A 17,266-nucleotide genomic window follows, 5' to 3' on the forward strand; every position below is an offset into this window, starting at 1 on the left:
CTTGCAATGCTTGCCGAACGGACGGTTCGCCAAAACTTGTTCACCAAACGAAAAAGGCCCCGCGCTCGCGGGGCCTTTTCCAATCTCGTGACCGTCAGCCTCAGGCTTTGGCGAGGTTGCGCAGCACGTAGTGCAGCACGCCGCCGTTCTTGAGGTATTCGATCTCCACCGCGGTATCGATCCGGCTCTTGAGCTTGATCTCCTTGGTGGTGCCGTCCTTGTAGGTGATGGTGCAGGGCACGATCGACTGCGGCTTGATTTCGCCTTCGAGACCTTCGATCGAGACCTCTTCCTCACCGGTCAGGTTCAGATCCTTGCGGGTCTGGCCTTCGGTGAACTCGAAGGGGATCACGCCGAAGCCGACGAGGTTCGAGCGGTGGATACGCTCGAAGCTCTCCGCGATCACGGCCTTGACGCCGAGCAGGTTGGTGCCCTTCGCCGCCCAGTCGCGCGAGGAGCCTGCGCCGTATTGCTCGCCACCGAAGATCACCAGCGGCTTGCCGGCTTTCTCATAGGCCATCGCCGCGTCGAAGATCGAGGTCTGCTCGCCATCGGGGCCCTTGGTGTAGCCGCCCTCGACGCCGTCCAGCATCTCGTTCTTGATGCGGATGTTGGCGAAGGTGCCGCGCATCATGACTTCGTGGTTACCACGGCGCGAACCGTAGCTGTTGAAGTCCTTCGGCGCGACCTGACGCTCGACCAGGTATTTCCCGGCCGGGGTGTCGGGCTTGAACGAACCCGCCGGCGAGATGTGGTCGGTGGTCACGAAATCGCCCAGCACGGCGAGGATACCCGCGCCCGAGATGTTCGAGATCGTGCCGGCTTCCGGCGACATGCCTTTGAAGTAGGGCGGGTTCTGGATGTAGGTCGACTGCGGCGGCCAGTCATAGGTTTCGCCGCCTTCGACTTCCACGCCCTGCCACTTCTCGTCGCCTTTGAAGACATCGGCGTATTTCTCGATGAACTTCTCGCGGGTGACGACCTTCTCGACGAGATCGGCGATCTCTTTGTCCGAGGGCCAGATGTCTTTCAGGTAGACGTCCTTGCCGTCCGGCGTCTGCGCGATCGGGTCGCTCGACAGGTCGATGTTCATGTCGCCGGCCAGCGCGTAGGCCACCACGAGGGGCGGGGAGGCGAGGTAGTTGGCGCGCACGTCGGGCGAGATCCGGCCTTCGAAGTTCCGGTTGCCCGAGAGCACCGAGGTCGCGATCAGGTCGTTGTCGTTGATCGCCTTCGAGATTTCCGGCTGGAGCGGACCCGAGTTACCGATACAGGTGGTGCAGCCGTAACCCACGAGGTTGAAGCCGACCGCGTCGAGATCATCCTGAAGGCCAGCGGCTTCCAGATATTCCGACACGACCTGCGAGCCAGGTGCGAGCGAGGTCTTCACCCAGGGCTTGCGGTTCAGGCCCAGTTCACGCGCTTTGCGCGCCACGAGACCCGCGCCGATCAGCACGTAGGGGTTCGAGGTGTTGGTGCAGGACGTGATCGAGGCGATCACCACCGAGCCGTCGCGCAGCTCGTAATCTTCACCTTCGACCTTGGCGGTCTTGCCGATGGTGACCGATTTGGTCGCGATCGGGCCTTCGGCGGCCATGTTCTTGGCTTCCGACGAGATGTCGATGCCACGGTAATCGGCAACCACGCCTTCGAACGCGTCAGCGGCGTTGGTCAGCGCGACATAGTCCTGCGGACGCTTCGGACCCGAGATCGCCGGAACGATCGTGTTCATGTCCAGCTCGAGCGTCGAGGAGTAGACCGGCGCGTAATCCGCGTCGCGCCACATGCCGTTTTCCTTGGCATAGGCTTCGACCAGCGCGATGCGGTCCTTCTCGCGGCCCGTCTGCTCGAGATAGCGCAGGGTTTCATCGTCGACCGGGAAGAAGCCACAGGTCGCGCCGTATTCGGGCGCCATGTTGGCGATGGTCGCACGCTGAGCCAGCGGCAGATTGTCGAGGCCGTCGCCGTAGAATTCGACGAACTTGCCGACCACGCCGTGGGCGCGGAGCATTTCGACGACTTTCAGCACGAGGTCGGTGCCGGTGGTGCCTTCTACCATGGCGCCGGTCAGCTTGAAGCCCACGACTTCCGGGATCAGCATCGAGATCGGCTGGCCGAGCATGCCGGCTTCAGCTTCGATACCGCCCACGCCCCAGCCGAGAACGGCCGCGCCGTTGACCATGGTGGTGTGGCTGTCGGTGCCGACGAGCGTGTCGGGATAGGCGACTTCGGTGCCGTCCTGATCCTTGTCGGTCCAGACGGTCTGGGCGAGATATTCGAGGTTCACCTGGTGGCAGATGCCGGTGCCCGGCGGAACCACGCGGAAGTTCTCGAACGCGGTCTGGCCCCACTTGAGGAACTTGTAGCGCTCGATGTTGCGCTCGTATTCGCGGTCGACGTTCATCTGGAACGCGCGCGGGTTGCCGAATTCGTCGATCATCACCGAGTGGTCGATCACGAGGTCGACGGGCACGAGCGGGTTGATCTTCTGTGCGTCGCCGCCAAGACCCTTGATGCCGTCACGCATTGCCGCGAGGTCGACCACGGCCGGAACGCCGGTGAAGTCCTGCATCAGCACGCGGGCGGGGCGGTAGGCGATCTCGCGCGGGTTCTTGCCGCCTTGCTCGGCCCATTCGCCGAAGGCTTTGATGTCGTCGGTCGAGATCGTGAAGCCGTTATCCTCGAACCGCAGGAGGTTCTCCAGAACCACCTTCAGCGAAGCGGGCAGCTTCGAGAAATCACCCAGGCCAGCCTCGGTGGCGGCGGGGATCGAGTAATAAGCATAGGTTTTCGAACCGACGCTGAGTTCGCGGCGGGTCTTTGCGGTATCCTTACCGGTAACGATGGGCATGAGAATGGCCTCCCTTCAAGGGTCCTAAGGGTGTCGCTGGCGTGTGTTTGCCCCAAGCGTGCGATCCGTTCAAGAGGGTCGGGGCATTTTTAGTATACCATTGCACACAAAAACACGCGACTGGAGCGACCCAGCGTCATCTTGAACCGCGCATGGGCCGTATACGTTGGACATATATCGTTTCGCGCGCCCGGACAGAAAGAAATCTCTCAAAACATTGATTAGGCATGGTCTGAGCAGAAACGCTAGGTATAAAGACGGCGAAGTGAGGAGTGTTTTTCGAGTGCGCGCAGGACGTTTGACCGCGATGGGAGCTGCTTTCGCCGCAGGGCTGGTAAGCTTTGCGGAATTTGCGTCTGCCCAAGGGGCAGCCGACGCGCCGCCCGGGATGCGTCTCAACGCCTCCGAGGCGCTTCTCGACCAGATGGCCTCCGAGAAATCCGACACCCCCGCGAAGCCGAACCCCGTGGCGCCCGATCCCGACACCGAAGGCGAGCACGACCCGGTCGTGGTCGAGCTTTATACCTCGCAAGGCTGTTCGTCCTGCCCGCCGGCGGATGCGCTCTTGAAGGAGCTCACGGATCGGGACGATGTGATCGCGCTGGCGCTGCATGTCGATTACTGGGACTATCTCGGCTGGAAGGATCCCTTTGGAAAGCCTGAGTTTTCCGCCCGGCAGAAATCCTATGCGATCGCCGCGGGCGAGCGCACGGTCTACACCCCGCAGATGATCATCGCGGGCCGCGAGGCCCTGATCGGGCCGCAGGAAGCGGCGCTCGATACCGCCATCGCACGCGAAAGCGACGCCCATCCCGAGGTCGATCTGAAGATCACGGGGAAGGGCGATCATTACGAGATCGCGCTGAGCCCGGTCGATAAGCTGGAGACGCCGGCGATGGTGCAGCTCGTGCGCTACAAGCCCTCCGCCACGGTGGACATCCTGCGCGGCGAGAATGCCGGGCGCACGGTGACCTACAAGAACATCGTCACCAGCCTGACCGGCATCGCCGAATGGGACGGGCGCGCGCCGGTGACGCTCTCGGTCGATCTCGACGGGGACGCGCCCGCCGTGGTGATCGTTCAGGAATCCCGTCCGAGCAAGAACGGCCCGCTGCCCGGTCCGATCCTCGCCGCAGGTCAGCTGGACTGACCGGGGCGGATCGAGCTGCGCCGAGCCCGTCAGGGCAGGGCGCAACCGTCCCTTCGGTACCCTGATTTTTCCTTGCATCCAGACGCGCATCCCGTATAAGGCCGCATCTTCCGCGTTTGCTATGAACCGGCGGAGCCTCTCGTGTTGGGTTGCGGAAGTGTCAGACGCCCAACTTTGAAGCCGCCTCGAAATACAGGAGTTCGCATGCCGCTTTACGAGCATGTCCTCATCGCGCGTCAGGATCTGTCCAACGCGCAGGCCGAAGGCCTTGTCGAACATTTCTCCACGGTCCTGTCGGACAACGGCGGCAAAGTCGTCGATTCCGAATACTGGGGCGTGAAGACCATGGCCTACAAGATCAACAAGAACCGCAAGGGCCACTACGCCTACCTGCGCACCGACGCCCCGTCGGCAGCCGTGCAGGAAATGGAGCGTCTGGCCCGTCTGCATGACGACGTGATGCGCGTCCTGACCATCAAGGTCGACGAGCACGAAGAGGGCCCCTCGGTCCAGATGCAGAAACGTGACGAACGCGACAACCGTCGCGAGCGCCGTTGATCGGTAGACAGGAGTAGACACCATGGCAAAACCGTTTTTCCGCCGTCGTAAGGTCTGCCCGTTCTCGGGTGAGAACGCGCCGAAGATCGACTACAAGGACACCCGTCTTCTGCAGCGCTACATCTCTGAGCGCGGCAAGATCGTCCCCGCCCGCATCACCGCCGTTTCGGCGAAGAAGCAGCGTGAACTGGCCCGCGCGATCAAGCGCGCCCGCTTCCTCGCCCTGCTCCCCTACGCCGTGAAATAAGGAGACCGACCGATGGAAGTGATCCTTCTCGAACGCGTGGCCAAGCTCGGCCAGATGGGTGACGTCGTCACCGTCAAGGACGGCTTCGGCCGTAACTACCTGCTGCCGCAAGGCAAGGCACTGCGCGCCAACGAATCCAACATCAAGAGCTTCGAAGAGCGCAAAGCGCAGCTCGAGGCCCGCAACCTCGAAACCAAGAAAGAAGCCGAAGCTCTGGCGTCGAAGATCGACGGCGAGACCTTCGTCGTGATCCGTTCGGCTTCGGACGGCGGCAACCTCTACGGTTCGGTCACCACCCGCGACGCGGCGAACATCGCCTCCGAGCAGGGTTTCTCGGTTGACCGCAAGCAGGTCATCATCCGCCAGCCGATCAAGGTTCTCGGTCTGCATGACGTCGAAGTGCACCTGCACCCCGAAGTCGTCGCCGAGATCCAGCTCAACGTCGCTCGTTCGCCCGAAGAGGCCGAACTGCAAGCGTCGGGCAAGTCGATCCAGGACGTGGCGGCCGAGGAAGAGGCTGCAGCCGAATTCGAGATCGCCGAACTGTTCGACGATATCGGCGGCGCGACCTCCGACGACGACGAGGGCGGCCCCGTTGCCACCCCCGAGTCGGCCGAAGACGAAAACAACGCCTGATCGGTCGCTACGACCTTTCAGTCCGAAAGACAGAGAACCGCGCCTTCCGGGGCGCGGTTTTTTCATGCTTGCCTGTCAGGGTAGTTCTGCTGAAATATGTCTAATGACATAGTCGGGCCGCGACGCGCGGCGCAGACCCCGGAACCGCGTGCCGCAATCCGGCGTTGGCCCCTAAATGGCCCTCAGGGCTTTGAAAACAGGGGACATGCATGACGAAACGATCGGGGCAGGGCCCACGCGACGACGCATCGAGCCGACGCGACCGGCTCGTGCAGGCGGGGCTTCTGGGCTTCGGCGTCTATCTCATGTGGCGGCGCTATCAGGACGATCGACAGGCCGCGATCCACGGGCCCACGGAAGGTCGCAGCGCCCGCCATGTTCCCGCGACCCGCACCGACCGCTATGACCGGCCCGCCGACCGCGCGCTGGGACGTCAGGCGGAAAGCCCGTTCGATATCCCCCGCGCAGGCTGGAAGGCCATCGCCAAGCGCGCTTACGGTCAGATCGACGAGGACCGCGTGCTGGCCGTCGCCGCGGGCGTGACCTTCTACGCGCTGCTCGCCCTGTTCCCGGCCCTGACCGCCACCGTCTCGATCTACGGCATTTTCGCGGATCGCCAGACCATGCTGCAGGACCTCGACGCGCTCAAGAACGTCATTCCTCCCGAAGCGCTGACGCTGATCCGCAACCAATTGGAGCAGTTGATCGGGTCCAGTTCAAACGCGCTCGGGCTGGCCTCGATCTTCGGCATCCTGCTGGCGCTCTGGTCGGCCAATGGGGGTGCGAAAGCGATGATCGGCGCGCTCAACGTGGCCTATGGCGAAAAGGAGCGGCGCAGCTTCGTGCAGCTCAACGCTTTTGGGCTGGGCATGACGATCACCGGGATTGTCATGGTCTGCGCACTGATCCTCGTCGCCGCCGTGCTGCCCGTGATGCTCGACTACATCCCGATGGGTGGGGCGCTGGATGCGGTGCTGCGCTGGGGGCGCTGGCCGGTGATGGCGCTGGTGCTGATGGGGATGCTGATGCTGCTCTATCGCTACGCGCCCGCCCGCAACGCGCCGCGCTGGATCTGGGTGGTGCCGGGGGCGATTGCGGCGTCGATCCTGCTGCTGATCGTCTCGGCGGGCTTCTCGTTCTACACGTCGAACTTCGCGAATTACTCGAGCACCTATGGCTCGATCGGCGCGGTGGTGGTGCTGATGATGTGGATCTGGCTCTCGACGACGGCGGTGCTTCTGGGGGCCGAGATCAATTCCGAGGCCGAGCATCAGACCGCGCAGGACAGCACCATCGGAGACCCGCGCCCCTTGGGCGCGCGGAACGCCGTGGTGGCAGACGCGGTGGCGCCTGCGCCCGCGCGCAAGCGCTGAGCGCGGCAGGGCGCGCGAACGAGCCTCAAAATCGCCGTTTTTACAGGGAATCCTGTCCGGGCAAGCAACCCTGACGAGGCCCTGCCATGCGGCTGTTTTCGATCCTGCACTTCGCGCTGACCCACACGATCCTCGTGACGGGCGGACTTCTGTACCTGCATGATCCCGAAGGCGCGCGCGACCGGCTCGCATCGGCGGGCGAGGTGCTGCGCACCGCGATTTACGACCGGGTCGCACCGGCCAATCCGGCGGCGGATCGCACGGCGTCCCTGCAGGTGGATCGTGCTGCCCAGAAGTTGCGCGAGGTGGCGACCGCGACCGATCTGCCCTCGCTGATCCCGAACGCGAAATTCCTGAAAGTACCGTCCGCGGAGTGAGCCGGGGTAGGCTCAAGTCGCGCCACATCCCTTCCGCGAACGCAAAAGGCCGCCCCGAGAGGCGGCCTTCGCAATTACTGGGCTGAGCGCCCGAAGATCACAGCTCGTCGAGCTTCTCGATCTCTTTCTGCAGCTCTTCCTTGGTGACTTCCTTGTCGTCCACCTTGGCTTCGCCAGCGATGTAATCGACGACCTTGTCTTCGAAGAGCGGCGCGCGCAGCTGCTGCTGCATCTGCGGGTTCTGCTGCACGAATTCGAAGAAGGCGCGCTCCTGACCCGGGTACTGACGTGCCTGGTTCATGATCGCCTGGGTCATCTCGGCGTCGGAGACCTCGATCTCCTGCTTGCGACCGATTTCGGCGAGCAGCAGGCCAAGGCGCACGCGGCGCTCGGCGAGGGTGTTGTGCTCGTCGGTGGTTTCGATCTCGCCGTGGTCATGGCCGTGATCGTCCGGGTTCTCTTCGTGATAGAGCTGGTGCGCGATCTGCTTGGCCTCGGCTTCCACGAGCGAGGGGGGCAGGTCGAACTTCACCTGATCGTCGAGCTGGTCGAGCAGGCCACGCTTCATCACCTGACGTGCAGCGCCCTGATACTCGGCTTCCAGACGCTCTGCGACCTGCGCTTTCAGCGCGGCGAGGTCTTCGGCGCCGAACTGCTTGGCCATCTCGTCGTCGATCTCGGCAGCCTTGGGCGCCTTCACTTCGTGGACCTTGCACTTGAACAGCGCTTCCTTGCCCGCGAGATGCTCCGCACCGTATTCGGTCGGGAAGGTCACGGTCACTTCGACGTCGTCACCGGCTTTCGCGCCGACGAGTTGCTCTTCGAAGCCCGGGATGAACGAACCCGAACCGACTTCCAGCGGGTAGCCTTCGCCCTTGCCGCCTTCGAACGCTTCACCGTCGACGAAGCCTTCGAAGTCGATCACGACCTGATCGCCGTTCTCGGCCTTGCCTTCTTTGGTCTCGAAGTTCTTGGCGGTCGCGGCGAGGCTTTCCAGCGCTTCGTTCACTTCGCCCTCATTGGCCTTCACGACCAGACGCTCGAGCTTGACGCCCGACAGATCGACATCCGGGATTTCCGGCAGCGCTTCGTACTCGACGGTCACGACCACGTCGTCACCCTCTTTCCAGTCTTCGCCGTCTTTCATCTCGATCTTCGGCTGCATCGCGGGGCGGTCGCCGGTCTTCTCGAAATGCTCGCTCATCGCGCCGTCGACCGATTCCTGCATCGCTTCGCCGAGGATGCGCGGGCCGAATTGCTTGCGCAGCATCGCCATCGGAACCTTACCCTTGCGGAAGCCCTTCATCTCGATCTCGGGCTGCGCTTCGGAAAGCTTCGCGGTGACCTTCTCGTCGAGTTCCTTGGCGGTGATGGTGATCTCGTAGCCGCGCTTGAGGCCGTCGTTCTGGGTCTCGGTGACCTGCATGGTTTGTCCTTTGTCTCTGGGCGCCGCGCGGATCGCGGCCGGTTCTCGAATTTCAGGCGTCCTTCTATTGAGCCTCAGCCATGGTGGCAAGGCGAAAAGGGGCTGCAGGGCGGCCTCCGGGCGGTGAAATACGCGCGCGGGCGGGCGCGTGCGAGGAGATGCCGGGAACACAGGATCGAGAGCGGGTAGGGCGGGCGCTGACAAAGCGGTGCAAGGTGCGGCGCGCGGCTGCGGCAGATCGGGCGGGAAGTTGCAGCCGGGACGCACCACCCCACAATGGTCGCCCCGGCCGCGAATCCGGGACTGCGCCGAACGGGCGCGTTGTCGCGATCTCTCTCCGCTTCGGCGGATCCGCCCCCTTGTTTGCGGAGCCCAAGCAGGGACGTCACGATCTCCCTTACCGTCATCCTAGGTCAGAAGTGTTTGAAACTCAGCGGTCATTTTCGGACAGATCGCCTTTTTGCGGCCCGTGCTGTGGTCGAAAAATCCGACTTCACGCGACGGCGCGCCAGCCGCGTTCGACACATTCGAACTTCACCGCCTGCCTGCGGAAGTGGTCGCGCACGAACCCGGGCGAGAGCCAGAGCCGGCCCCGCCTGCGCGGCAATTCCCACCCAAGATTGCCCGCCTCTTCGGCCTTCTGGACCATGCGCTTGATCTTCGAGACCGAGATCAGGAATTGCTCGGCCAGCGCGGCGATGCTGACCGGTTCGAGATAGATGCGCCCGTCGGTCTCGCGCAGGTCGATGAGCATGCGGATCAGCGCATGGAGCAGGATGCCGCCAGTGTCGGAGCCGAGGAAATGCGCCATCGAGGGCGGAGGCGCGCACCATTCGGGATCGGCGCGGATGATCTCGACCATGTGCCGCTGCATCGCGAAGGGAAGATCGGGATCGTTGCGCGCCGCTGCCAGCCGCGCGCCACCGTCGAGCATGTCGAGGCAATGCAGATGCCCCTCGCACCAGCGCCGCATCCCCTGTTCGGCGATGGGCGTCGTGGTGACGGGCCGCAAGCGCCCGTCGCCCTTGGGCTCGGAGGGCGGGGCGAGCAGGCCATGGACCTCCATCTCACCCAGATACTGGCTCAAAGTCTTGCGGTTGATCTCGACATGGGGCGTCAGCGCCGCAAGAAGGCGGCCCGGCGTCAGCTCCGGAGCGACCGGCTTCGTCTTCGCCCGCATCGCCAGCGCGAAACTGGTCTGGCTGACGAGCCAGCGCCGATGCGAGGCCATGTGCCGCGCGATCCGCGGCGTCTGCGCCTGCACGTCGAGCAGCATCGTCGCCACCGCCTTCTGTGTGGCGAAGAAATTCGGATCGGCCGCAATCGCGTCGCGGCTGAGCGCGTGGCTGGAATTGGGGGAGCGCGAGCCGGACTCCGGCGCGTCTTCGACAGGCCGCCGGGGCGGCATTTGCGGGCCTTCGACCATCACGCCTCCCACGCTTTCGGTCACCAAAGCGGGGGCGTAGCAGGCCCGCGCAGCCATCCGAAATTAGCACGCTCGCGTGATAAGGCGAGGGTATCTTGTGATATTCCGCAAGTGGGGAGTGGTGCGGGTGAAGGGACTCGAACCCCCACGCCAAAGGCGCCAGAACCTAAATCTGGTGCGTCTACCAGTTCCGCCACACCCGCATCAGGGGCGTAATAGCAACAGGCTGCGGGCTCGGAAAGAGGAAGATGCGATTTTGCTCGTCTTAACGCGATGGTGAGGGTTAGCCTGTAACCAAAGGCGCGTCAGACGCCGAAGTTACGAGTAGGCAAGAGCAGGTATCGCCATGGGACAGGCACCAGGGCGGGGGGATGGCATGGCCATGCTCCGCCAGATCATCGAATCCAATCCACGCCACGCATTGCCGGGCCCGGCTGGCCCGAACGTGACAGAGCGCGTATCGCCAACCGAGGCGCGCAAGCCGAAGCCGGATCTCAGCGCGGGGATCGCCGCCGGGGCGCGGGTCTACACGCTCGACGGGGCCATCCCGATCGAGTTTCTCGAACCCGGCGACCGGATCGTGACCCGCAGCGGGACATGCAAGCTCAAGGCGTTGCGGGCCGGTGACTATGTCGGCGCGCTGATCCGCATCTCGCCCGGCGCGCTTGGCCATGACCGGCCCGGGGCGCCGCTCCTGATTGCGCAGGGCGCGCAACTGATGATGCGCGACTGGCGGGTGCAGGTGATCTACGGCAAGCGCGAGGCGCTTCTGCCAGCGCAATCTGTCGTCGACGGCCACTATGTCACGCTGGGCCAAGGCCGTGCGCGGCTCTTCGTGCTGGAATTCGAGACGCCCGAAGTGATCTATGTCGATGGTGTGGAAATGGCCGCCGCAGTGGCAAGCGTCGACGCCTGATCGACGCGGAATTCCCGACAATTTTCATAAGTCTCAGAGGGTTGCGAGGCGTCGTCTCCTCACATCTGCGATAGTGATTTGACATAAACGTACCTGATCACGCGCTTGTGTTGACAGGATGATATGTCATTTGCATAGTCTTATTATGCACTAGGGGACGAGTACGCAGTTTCGCTGCGAAACGCGTGGTTAAATCTGTTCGGAGATTTTGATGACGGCACCTTTGCGAAATGCAGAGGCGATCTTGCATTGCGCGGGTTGCGCTGGACGTAACCATGGCGTGTGCGGATCCCTCTCGGATCGAACCCTCGCCCGGGTCGCGCAACGGGCGCGCGCGATCTCCGTCGCGGCTAATGACCGGCTGTGCGAGGAAGATGTCACCTGCCACCACATCGCGCTGGTTCAGAGCGGCATGTTGCGGATGCAGAGCCATTCGCTCGCGGGGCGTCGCAAGATCACCGGGCTCGTCGTTCCGGGCGACAGCATCGGTCAGATCATCCGGGGCACGCGGGACACCGCGATCGAAGCCGTGATCGACACCAGACTTTGCCTGTTCGAGTCGGCGAATTTCGCTCAGCTGATCGAGCAGGAGCCCGAATTGCGCCGGGCCCTGTGTCATCAGGTTGAAAACTGGACCGAGAAAGCGCGGCGGTTGAGCTTGCTACTGGGCGCCTATGGACCTGCGAGCCGACTGCGCGCGCTGCTGCTGCTGGCGCCCAGTATCATGCCTTGGAAAGCCCTGCCTGACGGGGGTGGCGTGTTGACGATGCTGCTGCCGCGTCAGGACATCGCCGATCTCATCGCCACGACGCAGGAGACGGTCAGCCGCTCGCTGCATCAGTTCCAGAAAGACGGGCTGATCGATATCCTGAACGCTAGGCAATTCCGCCTGAACGACCTCGAGGCCCTGTCCGAAGGGCTGGAGGAGATCCTGCACCACTGAGCGCGCTCACTCGTCGCGCATCTCCAGCGAATTTCCCGAGATTTCGATAAGCCTCTCCAGATTGGCGAGCTCGACATCGTAAGGCGTGACGATACGGATCGCGCCCGTGCGCTCGAGCTGGTGAAACGCCCGGCTCAGCGATTCCGGCGAGGTGCCCAGCAGATGCGCTATATCGACCCGCTTGATATGGATATGCAGGTTCAGCTGGATGGGCGCATGCGCGGTGCCTTCGAGGGTCCGGTATTTGTGGCGGCTCAGGATGATCAGGAGCGAGGCGAGCCGCTCGACGACTTTCGAGCTTCCCAAGACCATCACCCACTCGCGCGCGGCGTCGAGCTCGTCGAGAATGCTCAGCAGGAACAGCCGCTCCGCCTCATGCGAGCGGGCGATGATCGCTTCGAATTTCTGCCGGTCGCAGGTCAGAACCGCCCCGTCGCTGAGCGCCTCGATCCGGTAGCCGGAGGGGCCGTTGAAGGCGCGCCCGAACATGTCCGACGGCGTGATCAGCCCGATGATGTGCCGATGCCGGTCCTGCAGGGTTTTCGACATCGCGAGAAACCCGTCGGTCACGAAGCCAATCCGGTCCGCGACCTCGCCGTCTTCGATCAGCACATCGCCCGGCGAAAAGCGAATGCTTTGCCAGAGCGGCATCATCTCGCTGCGCAAATCCTCCGGGAGTACGTCGAGCAGGCGCTGCAATTTGCCCTGCGCCACCACGCCCTCGATCTCGACCGGCTGTCCGGATTTCGGATGCTCGTTCATGCGTCTCCTCTCCCTGTCGCGGGAAGGATTCTAGTCCGGGTCAGATCGGGATGCGAGAGCTACGAGGTCGAAAAGCCGGGATTGTGCCGCTCTTTTCTGCGCCTCTCATCATGAAGTTGCAGGAAAAATCGCGCGGCACAGGTAGCACGTTGATCGGCATCAAAGAATCACGCTGAACAGTCACGGTAAAATATCTTGCAACAAAGGAGAGACAGATGAAAAACCTGCTTATCATTCTTGGCGTGACTGCGGCTCTGGCTGGCTGCGAGACGATGACCGGTCCGGCAGCGTCCGACATGACCGATGAGGCTATGATGGCCCCGGCGGGCACTTCGACGGACACCACGGACACCTCGGGTACGCACACCAACACGAACACGCAAGATCGTTCGCGCGAGCAAGCGTCGCAATGATCTGACACGGGCGGCGAGGGGCTGATGCATCTCGCCGCCCGCATTGTCTGGGGCGCGCGACCTCAAAGGGGTGACAATGACCGACGGCCATATCGACGGGCGCAAACTGCGGCGCGCCTGGCGTTTTCTGTGCGGCGGGGCGATGGCCCTGCTGCTTGTCTTGGGGCCCGGTCCCGCGGTCGCGGAGGCTCCCGTCGCTGGTGCTATCACCGACGCGGCGCTGTTGCAGGTGCTGCGGTCGGGCGATTGGCCCGCGGCGGAGGCAGCGGCGCGCGCGCGCTTGGCGCGCAATCCAGACGATGTGGGCGCGCTTGTCGTGCTGGCGCGGGCGCTGCGCGCGAAGGGCGACGCGGCAGGCGCGAAGGCGGCGGCGACCCGCGCCAATGCGCAGGCCCGGACGCAGCAGGAGAAATATGTCAGCGCGGTCGAGATGGCGGCGGCGAGCTACGATCTCGGGCATCCGTTCGCGGCCCAGCTCTGGCAACGCCGCGCAATCGAAATGGCGCCCAATGATGCGGTGCGCGCGTCGAGCGTACGGGACTATCGCGTCCTGTCCGCGGCCAATCCGTGGAGCTTCTCCGTCGCTTTCGACGCGGGCGCGTCGAGCAATGTCAACAATGGCAGCCTCGCCGATACCGTCGATATCGGCGGTATCGACTTCACGCTCAATCCCGATGCGAAGGCGCTGTCGGGCTATGAAATTTCGTTGTCGCTGAAGGCGCGCTACAACTTCGCAGGGTTTGGGGAGTTGCCCGCGAGTTTCGGGGCGCAGATCTACACCAAACAGGTGGTGCTGTCGGGCGATGCGAAGGACTCGGTGCCCGATGCGCGTGGCTCGGATTACGCGTTCAACGCGGTCGAGGCGACGCTGGGGCAGGCGCTCAGCCCGACCGATGCGCCTTTGCGCTATCGCCTCGACCTTCTCGCGGGCAAGAACTGGTATGGCGGCGACGATCTGAGCAACTATCTGCGGGTTTCGGGAAGCGCGCAGTGGGGCGATCCGCGGCGTTCGCTGACGCAGGTGACGCTCTCTGGCGAACGACAGTTGCGCCTCGACAATTTCCGCAACTCGGCGAATGTGGTCACCGCGAGCCTGAGCCATCACCGGCGGCTTGAGGGAGGGGATCGGCTGGGGCTGTCCTTTGCCCTGCGCGACGCGTCCTCGGAGGCGGTCGAGATCGATCATCGGGCGATGCTTGCGGGCGTGTCTTACGATTTCGCCAAGCCTTTGGCCGGGACCGTCACCGTCGGCGCGGCGCTGGAACTGGAGCGACGCGATTATGATGCGACGCTTTACGGGCCCGGCGCACGGCGCGACACGCGCGGGCGGCTGGCGCTGCAATTCGGGTTCCCGAAGCTCGAGTTCTACGGCATCTCGCCGACCCTGCGGCTGGAGGGCGAAGAGACCCGCTCCAATGTCGATTTCTACGACAGCTCGCAGGTGAAATTGCGGCTCGGACTTCGGTCGAATTTCTGACCTCGCGCCCCGGTTTGGGGCTTTCATCTGTAAATATTGCGATTTCTGCGACTAAGTGGCCACGCTGCCCATCTCCTCTCGGTTTCGTTGACACACATCAATGCGAATCACGAAGTTCTCACGGGAATGTGAGCCGTGGCTGAAGGTAAATTCGCAGTGAAAACAGAGGGATAAGTCTCTATTTCCTGACTGGACGCCATTTGACGTGGGGACGCGGCGGATGACGGGAGGGCAGGTGCCTGAGGGGTCATCGGTTCGCTCATATGGATAGAGGGGACGCAGATATGGCGACACAAATTGACCCGAGTAACGTCGACGATTGGGACGAACCGCTGAACACCGACCCGATGTTCCGTTCGTCGCATGTTTTCAGCACGGCGGATATCACGGTGACCTTCGACGGGATGACGGTCGGGAACTCCGAAGACCCGCAGGCGGTCTTTGATACCGTCGACGATCCGAACGATCCCGAGGATACCAAGATCACCAAGGAGGGCGTGACGCTTTATCCGATCGACAGTGAATTCGGCTATTACGTCAGTGATTTTCAGAATGCCGAGCAGAAAGAGCTCGATGGCGACTATGCCGAGGGCTGGGCGGGCGATATCTACGATTCCGAGGGCAATCAGCTTGGTCTCGTGATCTCGGATTCACCCACCGACACGTTCAAGACGCCCGCCGTCTATGGCACCTGGCTCGCGGGTCTGGGCGGCAACACGGTGAAGGCCTCGACCGAGCATTACGTCGTGATGCAGAACATCCTGTCGGACCAGCGTTTCCCGGGGGATACCGAGGCGCTCTATCCGCTCGACGACGAGCTTTTCATCGTCGGCGGTGAGTATGATGGGAAGTCGGTGCGCGGCCTGCTCGAGGGAGAATATGAAGGCATCACGATCACCGACACCAATGGTGACGGCAAGGTCGACATCAAGGATATCCTCTCTGCCAACGAGACCGAGATCGACAGCAATATCGCGGTCAGCAGTGACTACTCGGTGACGCTGAAGGATGACGGCAAGCTGCTCTATCGCTGGGGTAACACGATCAAGAAGCCCAATGATGTGCGTCTTGAAGCGACGATGGACCTGCCCGACGAGTGGAGCGAGTACAACCCCTACACCTCGCTGCGTAACATCTACCACGTGACCGAGGCCGAGCTGGTCGTGCATCACACGATCACCAACAACCCCAACGACCAGATCCGTCCCGAGGATTTCGAGAACGAGGCCGCGATCGGCACGTTGCCGGAATATATCATCGTACCGGACTACAACCTTGACGGGCAGGGTGCCCGTGAGGTCTGGATCACCGCCGATGACTACTATGCGGGGGATGGCACGCTCTACGAGGCGGGCACGATCCTGCGCGATGATCTTCTGGCGCAGCAATGGGCAGCGAGCGATCTCGCGACGATCGGGGCCGAGGATGGGGCGGCGGGCTTCACCAACGCGTGGTACACCACGATGGACCGCGAGCCCTTTGAGCCGGTGCTGAACGAAGATGGCACCGAATATGCCGATAGCGGTCCGCGCTGGCGTCTGAAGACCGACAAATATGGGCAGGATCTGCCCTCGGTGGTGATCCCGATCGACCCGAGCGACGAGCCGCCTCCCACCAATGACGAGGTGAAATACGAGGTCGGCGCAGAGACCCAGACGGTGATCAACCTGCTCGATTGGGGCTATCCCGCCCAGCCGCTCTCGGTCAGCTCGGGCTGGCAGAACAAGCCCGGCGAGGTGTCGGTCAACGGGATGAACTATTCCGACGGCTTCGATATGGCGGTCTACATCAAGGGCGACATCAAGCCCGCGACGATCTACAGCGCCGAATTGCTGATGGATTACGAGTTGGTCACGCCCTACGCGGTCGGAGCTGATGTCGTCGGCACGGACGGGAATGATTTCCTTGTCGGGATCGGCTCGAACGCCTTCACGGGCGGTGCGGGCACGGATCTCTTCGTCCTCAGCTACGGCTCCTCGGTGGAGGGTGTGCCGCTGACCGCGAGCACGATCAGCGATTTCGAAGTCGGCACCGATGCGATCGGCCTGATCGGTCTGGGTGTCTCGGACACGAATTTCGCCGACAACATCTCGCAAGTGGTGAACGGGACCGATCTTGAAATCTACCTCGACACGGATGGTGCCGAAGCCGGTGCCGACCCGGTTCTGATCGCGACGCTGACCGACGTGGCGGGCGATCTCGGGCCGAGCCAGGGCCTCGTCATGGAGGAAGACTTCCTTCTGGCCAACCCGGGTGCGGGCGATGATCCGGGCACAACGGGCCCCAACGAGATCATCGGCACCGATGCGAGCGAGACGCTGATGGGGACCCCGGGCGACGACATCATCACGGCGCTGGGCGGAAACGATATCCTCTACGGCCTTGCGGGCACCGACCTGCTCGACGGGGGGGGCGGGCTCGACCGTCTCTATGGCGGTCTGGACGCGGATGGGTTCGTCTTCGCAGAGGGCACCACGCTCGACATCGTCTACGACTTCGAAGACGGGGTCGACATGATCGCACTCGACGGGGGGCTGACCTTCGCCGACCTCGAGATCACCAGCTACCGCACGACGGGCACTCAAATCACCGCAGGTGACGACCGGATGATCCTGCGCGATGTGGATGTGAGCCTGATCACCGAGGATGATTTCACAACCGTCGATCAATTTGTCGCCGACATGACGCTCGTGAGCGTCTGATCCGGGTTT

At 63.1% G+C, this 17,266-nt stretch carries 15 protein-coding genes and 1 tRNA gene; 11 read left to right on the top strand and 5 right to left on the bottom strand.

The genetic code is table 11. The annotated features are described in order from the left end of the window. Positions 1–100 precede the first annotated feature (100 nt). Positions 101–2,851: an aconitate hydratase AcnA gene (gene acnA, locus BMI85_RS10415; protein WP_078601252.1), complete on the bottom strand. Its 2,751-nt coding sequence runs from the start codon at positions 2,849–2,851 to the stop codon at positions 101–103. Positions 2,852–3,158: 307 nt separating this feature from the next. Between acnA and BMI85_RS10420 the strand changes: the two genes are divergently transcribed. The 6 genes from BMI85_RS10420 (at position 3,159) to BMI85_RS10445 (ending at position 7,192) form a co-directional block, all read left to right on the top strand. Further along, complete coding sequence (locus BMI85_RS10420; RefSeq protein ID WP_232621609.1) at positions 3,159–4,001, top strand: DUF1223 domain-containing protein; 843 nt, start codon at positions 3,159–3,161, stop codon at positions 3,999–4,001. 204 nt (positions 4,002–4,205) lie between these two features. Continuing rightward, the gene (rpsF, locus tag BMI85_RS10425; protein WP_078520924.1) at positions 4,206–4,559 is read left to right on the top strand and encodes a 30S ribosomal protein S6; all 354 of its coding nucleotides are present in this window, start codon (positions 4,206–4,208) and stop codon (positions 4,557–4,559) included. Between the two features lie 22 nt (positions 4,560–4,581). After that, a complete protein-coding gene (gene rpsR, locus BMI85_RS10430; RefSeq protein WP_038073027.1) occupies positions 4,582–4,806 on the top strand; it encodes a 30S ribosomal protein S18 in 225 nt (74 codons plus the stop codon). A gap of 12 nt (positions 4,807–4,818) precedes the next feature. Next, a complete protein-coding gene (gene rplI / locus BMI85_RS10435) occupies positions 4,819–5,442 on the top strand; it encodes a 50S ribosomal protein L9 (RefSeq protein ID WP_078520923.1) in 624 nt (207 codons plus the stop codon). 209 nt (positions 5,443–5,651) lie between these two features. Further along, entirely contained in the window at positions 5,652–6,815 is a 1,164-nt protein-coding gene (locus BMI85_RS10440; RefSeq protein WP_078601253.1) for a YihY/virulence factor BrkB family protein, read from the top strand. Positions 6,816–6,901: 86 nt separating this feature from the next. Further along, positions 6,902–7,192: a hypothetical protein gene (locus BMI85_RS10445; protein WP_078601254.1), complete on the top strand. Its 291-nt coding sequence runs from the start codon at positions 6,902–6,904 to the stop codon at positions 7,190–7,192. 97 nt (positions 7,193–7,289) lie between these two features. Here the strand turns inward: BMI85_RS10445 and tig are convergent, their stop codons facing one another. The 3 genes from tig to BMI85_RS10460 form a co-directional block, all read right to left on the bottom strand. Further along, on the bottom strand, positions 7,290–8,618 hold the full coding sequence (gene tig, locus BMI85_RS10450) for a trigger factor (protein WP_078601255.1): 1,329 nt from the start codon (positions 8,616–8,618) through the stop codon (positions 7,290–7,292). Between the two features lie 493 nt (positions 8,619–9,111). Further along, a complete protein-coding gene (locus tag BMI85_RS10455) occupies positions 9,112–10,101 on the bottom strand; it encodes a hypothetical protein (RefSeq protein ID WP_210402341.1) in 990 nt (329 codons plus the stop codon). 62 nt (positions 10,102–10,163) lie between these two features. After that, a tRNA-Leu gene (locus tag BMI85_RS10460) sits at positions 10,164–10,247 on the bottom strand. Positions 10,248–10,420: 173 nt separating this feature from the next. On the opposite strand from BMI85_RS10460, the gene BMI85_RS10465 reads away from it, so the two are divergent. After that, positions 10,421–10,960, top strand: coding sequence for a Hint domain-containing protein (locus BMI85_RS10465; RefSeq protein WP_168174776.1), 540 nt, complete (start codon positions 10,421–10,423; stop codon positions 10,958–10,960). 211 nt (positions 10,961–11,171) lie between these two features. Further along, complete coding sequence (locus BMI85_RS10470; protein WP_078601258.1) at positions 11,172–11,903, top strand: Crp/Fnr family transcriptional regulator; 732 nt, start codon at positions 11,172–11,174, stop codon at positions 11,901–11,903. 6 nt (positions 11,904–11,909) lie between these two features. Here the strand turns inward: BMI85_RS10470 and BMI85_RS10475 are convergent, their stop codons facing one another. Next, on the bottom strand, positions 11,910–12,665 hold the full coding sequence (locus tag BMI85_RS10475) for a Crp/Fnr family transcriptional regulator (protein ID WP_078520910.1): 756 nt from the start codon (positions 12,663–12,665) through the stop codon (positions 11,910–11,912). A 215-nt stretch (positions 12,666–12,880) separates the two neighbouring features. Here BMI85_RS10475 and BMI85_RS10480 point away from each other — a divergent pair, with 215 nt between their 5' ends. The 3 genes from BMI85_RS10480 (at position 12,881) to BMI85_RS10490 (ending at position 17,257) form a co-directional block, all read left to right on the top strand. After that, the gene (locus BMI85_RS10480) at positions 12,881–13,078 is read left to right on the top strand and encodes a hypothetical protein (RefSeq protein WP_078550005.1); all 198 of its coding nucleotides are present in this window, start codon (positions 12,881–12,883) and stop codon (positions 13,076–13,078) included. Between the two features lie 76 nt (positions 13,079–13,154). Further along, entirely contained in the window at positions 13,155–14,555 is a 1,401-nt protein-coding gene (locus tag BMI85_RS10485) for a surface lipoprotein assembly modifier (protein WP_078601259.1), read from the top strand. Between the two features lie 284 nt (positions 14,556–14,839). After that, positions 14,840–17,257, top strand: coding sequence for a hypothetical protein (locus BMI85_RS10490; RefSeq protein WP_078601260.1), 2,418 nt, complete (start codon positions 14,840–14,842; stop codon positions 17,255–17,257). Positions 17,258–17,266 lie beyond the last annotated feature (9 nt).

It is taken from the genome of Thioclava sp. DLFJ4-1 (assembly GCF_002020145.1).
GTDB lineage: Bacteria > Pseudomonadota > Alphaproteobacteria > Rhodobacterales > Rhodobacteraceae > Thioclava > Thioclava sediminum.